A 12266-nucleotide genomic window follows, 5' to 3' on the forward strand; every position below is an offset into this window, starting at 1 on the left:
ATCATGAACGAATGCGAAACTGCCTCTGGCCTGCGGAAACGCCTAATTCTTCAGCAGACGGGAGTTCTCGCATCCACTTCTACTCCCGTTATTTCTTAGCCGATAAGGGCCGTTACGTAAGGTTCGGGCGCGCAGAGGCGACACGAGCTGCTACCCCGCTACTGGGACAAGAAACGTATTGGACCCCTAAACCTCCGCCACAGGAGCCGCGAACTGCGCGGCATACAGCGCCGCGTAAGCCCCGCCCGCGGCCAGCAGCTCAGCGTGCGTGCCCTGCTCCACGATCTGGCCGGCCTCCATCACCAGGATGAGGTCGGCGTCGCGGATGGTGGACAGGCGGTGGGCGATCACGAAGCTCGTCCGGTCCGACCGCAGCGCGCTCATCGCCTTCTGCACCAGCACCTCGGTCCGTGTGTCCACAGAAGAAGTCGCTTCATCCAAAATCAAAACAGAGGGCCTGGCCAGGAACGCCCGGGCGATCGTCAGCAGCTGCTTCTCCCCCGCGGACACATTGGAGCCCTCGTCGTCCAGCACCGTGTCGTAGCCCTCCGGCAGGGAGCGCACGAACCGGTCCACGTACGTCGCCTTTGCGGCCTCGAGGATCTCCTCTTCAGTAGCAGCAGGCCGGCCGTAGACTATGTTGTCCCGGATGGTCCCGCCGAACAGCCAGGTGTCCTGCAGCACCATGCCCATCCGCGAGCGCAGCTCGTCGCGGGTCATCGTGGTGACGTCCACGCCGTCGAGCGTGATCCGGCCGGCGTCGAGCTCGTAGAAGCGCATCATCAGGTTCACCAGCGTGGTCTTCCCCGCCCCGGTCGGGCCGACAATCGCCACGGTCTGCCCCGGCTCGGCCACCAGACTCAGGTCCGTGATCAGCGGCTTCTCCGGCGAATAGGCGAACGAGACGTTCTCGAACACCAGCCGCCCCCGCGTCGCCGCCGGTGCCACCCCGGGCGCAGGATCAGGCGACTGCTCCTCGGTGTCCAGCAGCTCAAACACCCGCTCGGCCGATGCCACCCCGGACTGCAGCAGGTTCGCCATCGACCCCAGCTGGGCCAGCGGCTGGGTGAACTGCCGCGAGTACTGGATGAACGCCTGCACATCGCCGAGCTGCATCGCCCCGGCGGCCACCTGCAGGCCGCCCACCACGGCGATCCCCACATAGACCAGGTTCCCGATGAACGTCATGGCCGGCATGATCAGCCCGGACACGAACTGCGCGCCGAAACTGGCCTCATACAGCTCCGCGTTCTTCTGCCGGAACCGCTCCTCCACCTCCCGCTGCCGGCCGAACACCTTCACCAGCGCGTGCCCTGTGTACGTCTCCTCGATCTGCCCGTTCAGCTCCCCCGTGTGCTTCCACTGCGCCACGAACAGCTTCTGCGAGCGCTTGGCGATCACCGTCGTCGTCACCAGCGTCAGCGGCACGGTGATCAGCGCGATCAGCGCCAGCGTGGGCGAGAGGATGAACATCATCACCAGCACGCCCAGCACGGTCAGCAGCGAGGTGACCGCCTGGCTGATGGACTGCTGCAGGCTCTGCGAGATGTTGTCCACGTCGTTGGTGACCCGGCTGAGCAGCTCGCCGCGCTGCACGGTGTCGAAGTAGCGCAGCGGGAGCCGGTTGATCTTGGCCTCGATCCGCTCGCGCAGCCGGAACATGGTGCGCTGCACCACGCCGTTGAGGATATACGCCTGGATCCACATAAAGCCCGAGGCCAGCACGTACAGCACCAGCGCCCACAGCAGCACGGTGGCCAGCGCGGCGAAGTCGATCCCCGTGCCCGGCGTCAGCGTCATGGCACTGAGCATGTCCGCCTGCCGGTCCTCGCCCGCGGCGCGCAGCCCGGCGATCAGCTGCTCCTGGCTCATCCCGGCCGGCAGATCCCGGGACACGACGCCGGCGAAGATCAGGTTGGTGCCCTCGCCCAGCAGCCGCGGCCCGATCACCGAGAACGCCACACTCACCACCGCGAGCATCAGGACCAGCACCAGCCAGAGCCGCTCGGGCCGGAGCTGGCCCAGCAGCCGTCTGGCGGAGGGGCCGAAATTCATCGCCTTCTCCGCGGGCACGTTCATCCCGGCGAACGGCCCGCCGTGGCCGGGGCCGCCGCGCGGGCGGGGGATGCGTTCGACGGCGGGGGCGGCGCCGGGTGCCCCGGCTCCCCCGCCGGGCCCCGATCCGCCGGCCGGCGCGGCCGGCCCGGTGCGGTTGGCGGCGCTCATGCCGCCTCCTCCGCCGCCAGCTGGGAGTTCACAATCTCCTGGTACGTCTCCGAGGCCTCCAGCAGCTCCTGGTGCGTGCCGTGCGCGACGATCCGGCCGTCGTCGAGCACCAGGATCTGGTCCGCGTCCACAATGCTGGACACCCGCTGGGCGATGATCACCAGGGTGGCGCCGGCGGTGTGCTGCCGGAGCGCCTGCCGGAGCCGGGCGTCCGTGGCGGTGTCCAGCGAGGAGAAGGAATCGTCAAAGATGTAGAGCTCGGGCCGTTTCACCAGTGCCCGGGCGATCGCGATCCGCTGCCGCTGCCCGCCGGAGACGTTGGTGCCGCCCTGCGAGATCGGCGCGTCCAGCCCGCCGTCCATCTCCCGGACGAAGTCCTCCGCCTGCGCAATGGACAGCGCCTGCCAGAGTTCGTCCTCGGTGGCGTCCGGCTTGCCGTAGAGCAGGTTGCTGCGCACCGTGCCGGAGAACAGGTAGGGCCGCTGCGGGACCAGCCCGACGTGCCCCCAGAGCAGGTCCGGGTGCAGCTCCCGGACGTCCACGCCGTCGATCCGGACCGAGCCGGAGGTGGCGTCGAAGAGCCTCGGCATCAGGTTCACCAGGGTGGTCTTGCCGGAGCCGGTGGCGCCGATGAGCGCCGTCGTCTGCCCCGCCCGGGCGGTGAAGCTGATCCCGGACAGGACCGGCTGCTCGGCACCCGGGTAGGCGAACCCGACGTCGCGCATTTCCAGCTCGCCGCGGCCGGTGCGGCCGGAAAAGTCCAGCGGGTGTTCCGGCGGCCGGACGCTGGACTCGGTCCCCAGCACCTCGCCGATCCGGTCCGCGGAGACCGCCGCGCGCGGGATCATGATCGCCATGAACGTGGCCATCATGACGGACATCAGGATCTGCATGAGGTAGCTCAGGAACGCGATCATGGTGCCCACCTGCATGGAGCCGTCCTGGATCCGGAACGCGCCGAACCAGATCACGGCCACGGACGAGACGTTCAGCACCAGCATGACGGTGGGGAACGCGAGCGCCATCAGCCGGCCGGCGCGCAGGGCGGTGTCCGTGACGTCCTCGTTGGCCCGGCCGAAGCGGGCGGTCTCTACATCCTCGCGGACGAAGGCGCGGACCACGCGGATGCCGGTGAGCTGTTCGCGGAGCACCCGGTTCACGGTGTCGATCCGGGTCTGCATGAGCCGGAACAGCGGGACCATCCGGGTGATGATCAGCCCCACCGCCCCCATCAGCACCGGGACACTGACCGCGATCAGCCAGGAGAGCTGCACGTCCTGCCGGATCGCCATGATCACCCCGCCGACACTGAGCATGGGCGCGGCCACCATCAGGGTGGCGGAGACCAGCACCAATTGCTGGACCTGCTGGACGTCGTTGGTGGACCGGGTGATCAGGCTCGGTGCGCCGAAGCGGGTGATCTCCTGTTCGGAAAAGGCCGCGACCTGGCTGAAGATCGCCCCGCGCACGTCCCGGCCCATCGCCATCGCCGCTTTCGCCCCGAAGTACACGGCGGCGATGGCGCAGGCGATCTGCAGCAGGGTCACCAGCAGCATCACCCCGCCGACTCGCAGGATGTAGTCCGTGTCCCCCTTGGCCACGCCCTGGTCGATGATGTCCGCGTTCAGGGTGGGCAGGTACAGCGAGGCGATGGACTGCGCCAGCTGGAGGACGACGACGGCGAGCAGCAGCCCGCGCTGCGGCCGCAGGAATTCAACGAGCAGTTTCCAGAGCATCCGTACTCCCAGCCACGCGTTCCGCCGTGTGATCCGAAGGTCAGTTTACGTCCGGAGGCCGGGCGTGGGCCGGGTTCCTCTCACCGGGACCGGCGGTTCGCCCTCCGGCGACGGCGGGCGTGCGGGTCATGGGCACGAGTTAGGAGGCGGGATCGGCGTCGTGTTTCGCCGGCTGATGGCCGTCGACGGCGGCGCGGACGTCGCCCCCTTCATGCCCGTCCGTCTTCTTGCCGAACGGCAGCACTTTGAGCAGCGGGTGCAGGACGGCCATCACGAGGAGGCCCCAGGCGAGTCCGAGGACGGCGGAGCACAGGGTGTTCACGAGCCAGGCCAGGAAGCCGCCCGCCACCGCGATCCCGGCGAACGGAGCCTCGAGGACGTGGACCAGGTCATACGGCAGGTGCCAGCCGAGGTCGTAGGCGCCCTGCAGCATGATGTGGCCGCCCACCCACAGCATGGCGACCGTCCCGATCACGGTGATCGTGGTCAGCACGGCGGGCATCCCCTTGACGAGCAGCTCGCCGAAGCGCTTGGATCCCGCGGAGTCCTTGGTGGTCAGGTGCAGGCCGATGTCGTCCATCTTGACGATGAGTGCGACGGCGCCGTACACGGCCACCGTAATCGCGAGCGCCACGACAACCAGGATGGCCGCCCGGGCCCAAATGGACTCGGCGGAGATCTCGTTCATCGCGATGACCATGATCTCGCAGGAGAGGATGAAGTCGGTGGTGATGGCGCCCTTGGTGACCTTGGCCTCCGCCTCCGGGCCCCGGTCGACCGCCGGCGTGTCTTCCTCGGCCTCGTGCTGGCCGCGGAGCTTGTGCCAGACCTTCTCGGCACCCTCGTAGCAGAGGTACGTGCCGCCCAGCATGAGGATGAACGGAATGACGCCCGGGATGAAGGCGCTGATGAGCAGCAGCGCCGGCAGGATGATCAGCAGCTTGTTTCGGAGCGAGCCCCAGAAGATCTTCTTGATCATCGGCAGTTCGCGGGACGGGTCCGCCCCGGACACGTACTGAGGGGTGACTGCGGCGTCGTCAATGACGACGCCGGCTGCCTTGGCCCCCGCCTTGGCCGCTCCGGCCGCGACGTCGTCCACCGAGGCGGCCGCGATGCGGGCCAGGGCTGCGATGTCGTCCAGCAGGGCGACGAGACCGCCGCTCACAGCCCGCTTCCAAACTGCTCGACGGCGGACGGCTGGACGAGGTTGCCTCGGTCAAGGCTCGTGATTGGCATGCTCAAATTATAGGGTGGCGGGCAGCACGCCGACGGCAGTGGCGTGCGTTAGCCGGGACGGCGCCAGCCCACGGCTGCGCGCATTGACTCCGATTCAATCAGGACCCGGAGTGCCTTTTATGGGCCGAGCACCACGTTCACCGGCGGTTCGCCCGCCAGCATCAGCTCGATCTGCCGCTGGATGAGCTTTCCCATCCGCGGGCGCATCGCCGAGCTGGCCCCGCCCACGTGCGGGCTGATGATGACGCCGGGGGTCCGCCACAGCGGGTGGTCCTGCGGCAGCGGCTCGGGATCGGTGACGTCCAGGGCGGCGCGGATCCGTCCGGAGCTGGTGTGCCGGAGAAGGGCGTCGGTGTCCGCGACCGGTCCGCGGGCGACGTTGACGACCAGCGCGCCGTCGGGCATGGCCGCCAGGAAGGCATCGTCGACGAGGTGGCGGGTCGCGTCGCTGAGCGGAACGCCCACGATCACGATGTCGTGTTCCGGCAGCAGGGTGTGCAGCTCCGCGATGCCGTGGACGTGGCCGCGCGGGTCCGACCGTTCCCTGCTGGCCACCCGGGTCACGGTGGTTTCGAAGGGCAGCAGGCGGTCCTCGATGGCCTTGCCGACGCCCCCGTAGCCGACGATCAGCACACGCCGGTCCGCGAGGCTGGCGGTAGGCCGGGTCTCCCAGCGGCCCTCCTGCTGGTTCTGCAGCAGCCGCGGGAGCTCGCGCTGGCTGGCCAGGATCAGCGCCAGGGTCATTTCGGCGGTGGAGGTTTCGTGGACGCTGGCGGCGTTGGCGAACACCCTGCCCGCAGGCAGCCATTCCGTGACGCCGTCGTATCCGATCGACTGGCTCTGCACGAGAGCGGTGTCCACCGCTTCCAGGTTGCGCAGGACCTCCATGCCGCCCATGTACGGCGGGACCACGATCTCGATCCGCGGCCGGGGCGGTTCCCCGGTCAGGTCCCATTCCAGGACGGTGACGTCCGGGTGGGGCTGGAGGTACTCCCGCAGGGTCGGGTCCGGCAGGCTGACAGTAATTTTCCTCGGCATAGCTGCCAGCCTAATGGTGCGGCCGCCGCTTGCCGGTGCTCCCGGTGCGTACCGGTGCTTACCGGTGCTTCCGCTGCGGGCCGTGTCACATCTCCGGCCCGCTCCCGGCTGGGAGTTTGCCCTCAGCTTCGGGTCGCCCCGCGCGGCTTTTGGACATGCCCCCCGGCCGGGCATACATTGCAGGAAACCCCCTCTTGTGACGTGAAAGGTCCTGCACCATGAACACCTCGGGACCATCCCGTCCGGCCGCCCGTTCCCTCACCGCCGGGGCCAAGCTGCTCCTGGTCTGGGCGGCCACGGCCCTTGTGCTGCTGGGCGCGGTCTCCGTCGCCGTCGTCCGCACCGGGCCGACCCCCGGGACGGACTTCCTCGACAGCCCGCAGGGCCCGTGGCAGGAGCAGTCCGCAGCGGCCCAGGAAACGCAGGCCCCGGAGACGCAGGCCCCGCGGGCCGCCGTCGACCTCGACACCGAGATCCAGCGGATCCTGGCGGAAAACTCCGGCTACCGGATCGGCGTCGCGCTGGCGGACACCCGCGACGGGGAACAGCGCAGCTACGGCGACGGGTCCGAGTTCGTGGCCGCCAGCACCGCCAAGATCATCACCGCGGCGGCCTACTACCATCTGGTGGAAACCGGCGAGAAGTCGCTGGACGTGCCCCTGGGGAGCTTCGACGCCGCTTTCCAGGTCAAGTCGATGGTCAACGCGAGCAGCAACGACGCCTGGCTGCTGCTGATGCAGGACATCGGCTACCCCAAGCTGATCGAATACGCCGCGTCCATCGGGATCAGCTACGACCCCGAGCAGAACCTGCTGACGCCGGCCGAGATGACGGACCTGCTGAAGCAGCTCTCCACCGGGAAACTGCTCAATGCCGAGCACACCGAGGAGCTGCTCGGCTACATGCAGCAGACCAACAACGAACGGCTCATCCCCGCCGCCGTCGGCCCGGACATCACGGTCCGGCACAAGTACGGCGAGCTGGAGGGCTATGTCCACGACGCGGCCCTCCTGTCCTCCGGCGAGCGCTCGTACGCGCTGACTATCTACTCCTGGGGCGAGGACGGCGAGAGCGAGGAACGCCTGGCCATGATTCACGGACTGACAGAGGTTGTCACGAGGGCGCTGCTGGAGAAGTGAGGGCCGTTAACGGGCCGAGCCCCCGCTGCACAATGTGCAGCGGGGGCTCGGCGTTCCAGCTGGAGAACCGGGGCTAGCGGCCGAAGAGCTTGGCGAAGAAGCCGGTCTTGGTGCTGACTTCACCCTCGTGACCCTTGCAGCGGTCGGCGCTCTTGACGCCGCGCATGACCTGATCAACGTGCTGGCCGCAGCCAGCCCAGGTGGTCTTACCGCACTTCTTGCATGCAACCTGTCGGCACATCTGGTTCTCCTTATTGGTAGGTCCGTTATCACCACTATACCCCTAGGGGTATCTATGGCCAAAATGCGGATCCCGGGAACACGCTGTCGCCGCGCCGCGTTGGTTCCGTACAGTGGCACCAGCGCCGGGCCGCTCCTGCCCGGACTTACTTTGCGAACCGTACCGAGAGGACCGCTGACATGGCTTACATCAAGGTTGGAACCGAGAACAGCACCGACGTCGAGCTCCACTACGAGGACCACGGGACCGGGCAGCCGGTGGTCCTGATCCACGGCTACCCCCTGGACGGATCCTCCTGGGAGAAGCAGACCACGGCCCTGCTCGGCGCCGGCTATCGCGTCATCACCTACGACCGCCGCGGCTTCGGCCAGTCCAGCAAGCCCAGCGACGGCTATGACTACGACACTTTCGCCGCGGACCTGGACACCCTGCTCACCACTCTGGACCTGAACGACGCCGTGCTGGTGGGCTTCTCGATGGGAACCGGCGAGGTGGGCCGCTACCTCGGCACCTACGGTTCGGCCCGGGTGGCGAAGGCTGTGTTCCTCGCCTCGCTGGAACCCTACGTCCTGCAGGCCGAGGACAACCCCGGCGGCGTCCCGCAGGCCGTGTTCGACGGGCTGATGGAGGCTGTGACGGCCGACCGCTATGCCTTCTTCACCGAGTTCTTCCAGAACTTCTACAACAGCGATACCTTCCTCGGCACGCCCCGGCTCAGCGAGGAGGTCATGCGGGCGGGCTGGAACCTCGCCGCCTCGGCCGGGCCCACCGCCTCGGCCGCCGCGCAGCCCGCTTGGCTCACCGACTTCCGCGCCGACATCCCCAAGATCGACGTCCCCGCGCTGATCGTGCACGGCACCGCGGACAGAATCCTTCCGATCGACGTCACCGGCCGGCAGTTCACCAAGGCCCTGCCCAGTGCCGAGTACGTGGAGATCGAGGGCGCACCCCACGGCATGCTCTGGACCCACGCCGCCGAAGTCAACGAGGCGCTGCTGGGGTTCCTGGCGAAGCCGCAGGTTTAGGCTGAGTCGCCTGGGGCGGGCTGGGCGGGCGGCCTGGTGCGGTCCGGGCCGGCCCGCCCCGGGCCTATTGCTCACGGGCCGCAGCAGGCGCAGGATTGAAGGACAGGGTCCCTCAACTGGCTCGAGTGGACGCCGGTGTGACTCGCCGCAGACGACGGGCGAGGCAATTGAAGCTGGAGGGGATTGCCGCCGCGCTCACTTGCGGTGTTGCCGCGGTGTGATCATGGCGGGCTCCATCCAGGGCTAGAGATTCGGATCCTCAGTCACAAGGACCAAAACGAATGTCCATCATCAATTCACCAAGAAAATCCCCCCCGTTGGCGGCCAGGATCGTGCTCGTCCCGGCCCTCGCCTTGGGGCTCATCGGGGGATCTGTTGCATTGGCCGGGCCGGCCACCGCCTCAACCACCGAACGAGGCTGCACAGTGGATCCGCTGAAACCCACCCAGCACCACCATGAAGTGGACTTCCGGATCTATGTGGACTGCGACGGCAACAAGACCGTGGAGATCCGGCAACTGCGTTTCGAAGACGACGACCACGGACGTGACGATCTCCTAGGGAAGTCCACGTTCGAGGAGTCCTTCGGTCCCCGTGACGACTCCGTGACGCTGCACAGCTACTGGGACGTGCCGAAGAAATCGGACCACAACGAGGTCTACCAGCTCGTTTCCTTCCGCGTCCGCAGCGGCAACAGCGACAATTGGTCCGACTGGACCCGCTGGGAGAAGAGCGACGTGGCCAGGATCCACGACTGCCCCTGCAGCAGCGACTCCGCGCCAGGAGCCAGCTGACCTGTCCCCTGACTCCTCCGGCGGCCCCCGTGACGCCTGTTTGGGGCACTCCGGGTCACGTCCCGGCGCCAACCGGGGGCACTTCGACACGAAACGCCGGGCCTGGGGAGTCACTCTCCAGGCCGGGCGGCCGCAAAGTGCCGCCGGACCGCAGGGCCACGTCCCCCTCCACCCCGGCAGGGTGGAGCCTGGGTGTAATTCCTAGGTCTCTTCGTCCCACATGCCGGTGTCCGCGGCGTCTTCAGGTTTGTCCTCCGCCTCGGGGGCCCCCGAACCGACGTAGGCGGCGGGCACCGTCCCTGCGGCCTGGGTCAGCTGTTCCTCACGGATGTTCCCCTGGCGGCCGGGTTCGGCGTGCGGCTGGTGGACTTCGACAGCTTCGCGGGACTCGACGGCGTCCGGGTCGCCCGGGCCCCGCAGGCCGGCCGGATCGGTGCTGGGTTGATTCGGATCACTCACAACGGTGCCTTTCCTCTGTGGATTGGATCCTACCCACACTAACGTCGCGAGCGGACTGGCTGACTGACCGGTGGACATCCAGTCTGGAATTCGGAACTCGCGGAGCTGTCCCGTGTACCTTGAGTTCCATGGACCTTGAACAGTTCAACGCGGCCGGCCGGGCGGAGGCAGCCGGTTCCCTGCGCCCCTGCCTGGACATCCAGCGCTGGATCGATGAGCTCATCGACGCACGGCCCTACGCCAGCCTCAACGCGCTGCTCGAGGCGGGCCGCAGCGCCGCGGACCCGTTCACCCCGGCGGAGATTGAAGCGGCGCTCGCCCGCCACCCCCGGATCGGCGAGCAGGCGCAGGGATCCAGCACCGAGGCCGGGCTGTCCCAGTCGGAACAGGCCGGACTCGGTGAAGCCGATGCGGCCATGGCGGCGGCCCTGGCGGACGGCAACCGCGTCTATGAGGAGAAGTTCGGGCAGGTGTTCCTGATCCGCGCAGCCGGCCGCAGCCGCGGGGAGGTTCTGGCCGCGCTCCACACCCGGCTGACCCACACACCGGAGGAAGAACAGGCAATCATTGGCCAGCAGCTGCGTGAAATCGCGGTGCTCCGACTCGAACGACTGATGGGCAGATGAGCATGTCGCACGTAACCACCCATGTACTCGATACCGGCTCCGGCAGGCCGGCGGCGGACGTGCCGGTCACCCTCCATGCGCTCGACGGCGGACAGTGGGTCCAGATCGCGGCCGGCGCCACGGACTCCGACGGGCGCATCAGGCAGCTGGGTCCGGAACGGCTGCCCTCGGGCACATACCGCCTGGTCTTCGATACGGGAAAGTACTTCGCCGCCCGCGGCACCGAAACGTTCTTCCCCGAAGTCATTCTCACCTTTGAAGTGGCGGAGTCGGAGGGCCACTACCATGTGCCGCTCCTGCTGAGCCCGTTCGCCTATTCCACCTACCGGGGCAGCTGAGCCTGCCGCCGTCGGGCGTTAGGGTGGGCTGATGGGCGACAGCGGAGCACCACAAACGACGGCGGTGCTGCTCGCCGCCGGCGCCGGGACGCGGCTGGGGCTCGGGCCCAAGGCGCTGCTCCCGTTCCGCGGCCGCACGCTCGTTGAAGTGCTGGCAGACGTGCTGCTCGCGGGCGGCTGCCGGGAGGTGGTGACGGTGCTCGGCGCGGACGCGGCAGGGGTCCGCGCCGCCACCGACCTCAGCCGGCACCGGGTCATCGACAACCCGGACTGGGCCACCGGGATGGGCAGCTCGTTCCGGCTGGGCGTGGCCGCGGCAGCCCCGGAGGACCACGTGCTCATCGCGCTCGTGGACCAGCCCGGCCTGAGCCCTGAAGCTGTCTCACGCTTGCTGGCATCCCACCGGCCGGGGCGCGTCACTTCTGCCGCCTACCGCGAACCCGACGGGAAGCTGCGGCGGGGGCATCCGCTGCTCCTGGATTCCAGCCTGCGCGCCGGCGCCGCGGAAGCGGCAACGGGGGACGCCGGGGCGCGGGTCTTCCTGCAGGCCCATCCGGAGCTGATCGACCTTGTGGACTGCGGCGAGCTCTCCGGCGGCGAGGACCTCGACTCCCCCGAGCAGCTGCATCTCCTCGACTAGCGCTGCCAAACCACAACGCGGGGTCAGATACGGCCCATTGGACCCCTCCGGATGGGCCGCAACTGACCCCGCGTTGGGGTTTTACGGGGGCGCGAGCAGCTGCTGCAGTCCCCGTTTGAAACCGGACCGGCCGCCGTGGGCGGGGTGCCTGATTTTCGGCACGTCCAGGCCGCTGCGCTGCAGGCTTCGGTGCGCCACGTTGCCCACGGCCACCACCGCTTCGATTGCAAACTCCTCAGTCAGCGCCTGCCAGAACGGGGTTCCCAGCGCCGCTTCGGCTGCCGTCGGAGTGCGGTTGGACAGCGGCCGTCCCGGCACGTGGGTGTGCCAGGGGCAGGCACTCCAGAGCAGGGGAAGGAAGTCCAGCTCCGCCAGCACTTCCCACATCACCGTGGCCGTCGGCTCCGCCGCAACTCCCGCAGCTTCCGCCGGCAGCACGTATCCCTTCCCCGGCCCGAACAGCCCGAAGCTGTTGGCGGGTCCCTGGAGCATCGTGCGGTTGGTGAAGGGAACGCCGGTGATCCTCATGCCCCTGAAACCGGGGGCCTCCCCCACCAGAAGCACCGTGGGGGCGCGGTCCAGCATTTCCCGCAGGTAGATCGACAGGTTCCGGCGCCGCTGCGCATTCCCCGGCACGGTGTGATCGAAGAAGTTGGTGCACCCCGGCCCCGTTTCCACGGCCGCGAGCCGGTCAACAAAGCGGTCGATCGAGGATGAAGTCATTCCGTGCCCGTTCCCTTGGCAGCTTGTAAGCCACCCAGAATATCC

At 68.3% G+C, this 12266-nt stretch carries 13 protein-coding genes; 6 read left to right on the forward strand and 7 right to left on the reverse strand.

Annotation, left to right across the window (positions count from 1 at the left end; all coding sequences use genetic code 11):
• Window positions 1–186 precede the first annotated feature (186 nt).
• The 4 genes from ASPU41_RS03815 to ASPU41_RS03830 form a co-directional block, all read right to left on the reverse strand.
• The gene (locus tag ASPU41_RS03815; RefSeq protein WP_069949795.1) at window positions 187–2226 is read right to left on the reverse strand and encodes an ABC transporter ATP-binding protein; all 2040 of its coding nucleotides are present in this window, start codon (window positions 2224–2226) and stop codon (window positions 187–189) included.
• Window positions 2223–3962, reverse strand: coding sequence for an ABC transporter ATP-binding protein (locus tag ASPU41_RS03820; protein WP_069949796.1), 1740 nt, complete (start codon window positions 3960–3962; stop codon window positions 2223–2225). The genes ASPU41_RS03815 and ASPU41_RS03820 overlap by 4 nt, the downstream gene beginning before the upstream one ends.
• 139 nt (window positions 3963–4101) lie before the next feature.
• On the reverse strand, window positions 4102–5127 hold the full coding sequence (locus tag ASPU41_RS03825; protein WP_069949797.1) for a DUF808 domain-containing protein: 1026 nt from the start codon (window positions 5125–5127) through the stop codon (window positions 4102–4104).
• A gap of 188 nt (window positions 5128–5315) precedes the next feature.
• Window positions 5316–6236 (reverse strand): 2-hydroxyacid dehydrogenase, encoded by a 921-nt coding sequence (locus tag ASPU41_RS03830; RefSeq protein WP_069949798.1) that lies wholly within the window; start codon window positions 6234–6236, stop codon window positions 5316–5318.
• A 218-nt stretch (window positions 6237–6454) separates the two neighbouring features.
• On the opposite strand from ASPU41_RS03830, the gene ASPU41_RS03835 reads away from it, so the two are divergent.
• Window positions 6455–7375, forward strand: coding sequence for a serine hydrolase (locus tag ASPU41_RS03835; protein WP_083266349.1), 921 nt, complete (start codon window positions 6455–6457; stop codon window positions 7373–7375).
• Between the two features lie 73 nt (window positions 7376–7448).
• Here the strand turns inward: ASPU41_RS03835 and ASPU41_RS22980 are convergent, their stop codons facing one another.
• A complete protein-coding gene (locus tag ASPU41_RS22980; protein WP_192815714.1) occupies window positions 7449–7616 on the reverse strand; it encodes a hypothetical protein in 168 nt (55 codons plus the stop codon).
• Window positions 7617–7795: 179 nt separating this feature from the next.
• Here ASPU41_RS22980 and ASPU41_RS03840 point away from each other — a divergent pair, with 179 nt between their 5' ends.
• Both ASPU41_RS03840 and ASPU41_RS03845 read left to right on the forward strand, forming a co-directional pair.
• Entirely contained in the window at window positions 7796–8641 is an 846-nt protein-coding gene (locus ASPU41_RS03840; protein ID WP_069949799.1) for an alpha/beta fold hydrolase, read from the forward strand.
• Window positions 8642–8922: 281 nt separating this feature from the next.
• On the forward strand, window positions 8923–9435 hold the full coding sequence (locus ASPU41_RS03845; protein ID WP_157356928.1) for a hypothetical protein: 513 nt from the start codon (window positions 8923–8925) through the stop codon (window positions 9433–9435).
• 201 nt (window positions 9436–9636) lie between these two features.
• Here the strand turns inward: ASPU41_RS03845 and ASPU41_RS03850 are convergent, their stop codons facing one another.
• On the reverse strand, window positions 9637–9894 hold the full coding sequence (locus ASPU41_RS03850) for a hypothetical protein (RefSeq protein WP_083266350.1): 258 nt from the start codon (window positions 9892–9894) through the stop codon (window positions 9637–9639).
• Window positions 9895–10022: 128 nt separating this feature from the next.
• Here ASPU41_RS03850 and uraD point away from each other — a divergent pair, with 128 nt between their 5' ends.
• The 3 genes from uraD to nboR are packed head-to-tail and all read left to right on the forward strand — an operon-like array spanning window position 10023 to window position 11498.
• Complete coding sequence (gene uraD / locus ASPU41_RS03855; protein WP_069949801.1) at window positions 10023–10520, forward strand: 2-oxo-4-hydroxy-4-carboxy-5-ureidoimidazoline decarboxylase; 498 nt, start codon at window positions 10023–10025, stop codon at window positions 10518–10520.
• Window positions 10517–10858, forward strand: a complete 342-nt coding sequence (uraH, locus tag ASPU41_RS03860) for a hydroxyisourate hydrolase (RefSeq protein ID WP_069949802.1) — start codon at window positions 10517–10519, stop codon at window positions 10856–10858. Before uraD ends, uraH begins: the two co-directional genes overlap by 4 nt.
• Before the next feature lie 31 nt (window positions 10859–10889).
• Complete coding sequence (nboR, locus tag ASPU41_RS03865) at window positions 10890–11498, forward strand: nicotine blue oxidoreductase (protein WP_069949803.1); 609 nt, start codon at window positions 10890–10892, stop codon at window positions 11496–11498.
• An 81-nt stretch (window positions 11499–11579) separates the two neighbouring features.
• Here nboR and ASPU41_RS03870 read toward each other — a convergent pair whose 3' ends face one another.
• Window positions 11580–12221: a uracil-DNA glycosylase gene (locus ASPU41_RS03870; RefSeq protein ID WP_069949804.1), complete on the reverse strand. Its 642-nt coding sequence runs from the start codon at window positions 12219–12221 to the stop codon at window positions 11580–11582.
• Between the last annotated feature and the right edge of the window lie 45 nt (window positions 12222–12266).

It is taken from the genome of Arthrobacter sp. U41 (assembly GCF_001750145.1).
GTDB lineage: Bacteria > Actinomycetota > Actinomycetes > Actinomycetales > Micrococcaceae > Arthrobacter.

Coding starts and splice junctions, on each gene's coding strand:
- ASPU41_RS03870 (WP_069949804.1), bottom strand. CDS start 12,221: ATGACTTCATCCTCGATCGACCGCTTTGTTGACCGGCTCGCGGCCGTG.
- ASPU41_RS03840 (WP_069949799.1), top strand. CDS start 7,796: ATGGCTTACATCAAGGTTGGAACCGAGAACAGCACCGACGTCGAGCTC.
- ASPU41_RS03815 (WP_069949795.1), bottom strand. CDS start 2,226: ATGAGCGCCGCCAACCGCACCGGGCCGGCCGCGCCGGCCGGCGGATCG.
- ASPU41_RS22980 (WP_192815714.1), bottom strand. CDS start 7,616: ATGTGCCGACAGGTTGCATGCAAGAAGTGCGGTAAGACCACCTGGGCT.
- nboR (WP_069949803.1), top strand. CDS start 10,890: ATGGGCGACAGCGGAGCACCACAAACGACGGCGGTGCTGCTCGCCGCC.
- ASPU41_RS03820 (WP_069949796.1), bottom strand. CDS start 3,962: ATGCTCTGGAAACTGCTCGTTGAATTCCTGCGGCCGCAGCGCGGGCTG.
- uraD (WP_069949801.1), top strand. CDS start 10,023: ATGGACCTTGAACAGTTCAACGCGGCCGGCCGGGCGGAGGCAGCCGGT.
- ASPU41_RS03835 (WP_083266349.1), top strand. CDS start 6,455: ATGAACACCTCGGGACCATCCCGTCCGGCCGCCCGTTCCCTCACCGCC.
- ASPU41_RS03830 (WP_069949798.1), bottom strand. CDS start 6,236: ATGCCGAGGAAAATTACTGTCAGCCTGCCGGACCCGACCCTGCGGGAG.
- ASPU41_RS03845 (WP_157356928.1), top strand. CDS start 8,923: ATGTCCATCATCAATTCACCAAGAAAATCCCCCCCGTTGGCGGCCAGG.
- uraH (WP_069949802.1), top strand. CDS start 10,517: ATGAGCATGTCGCACGTAACCACCCATGTACTCGATACCGGCTCCGGC.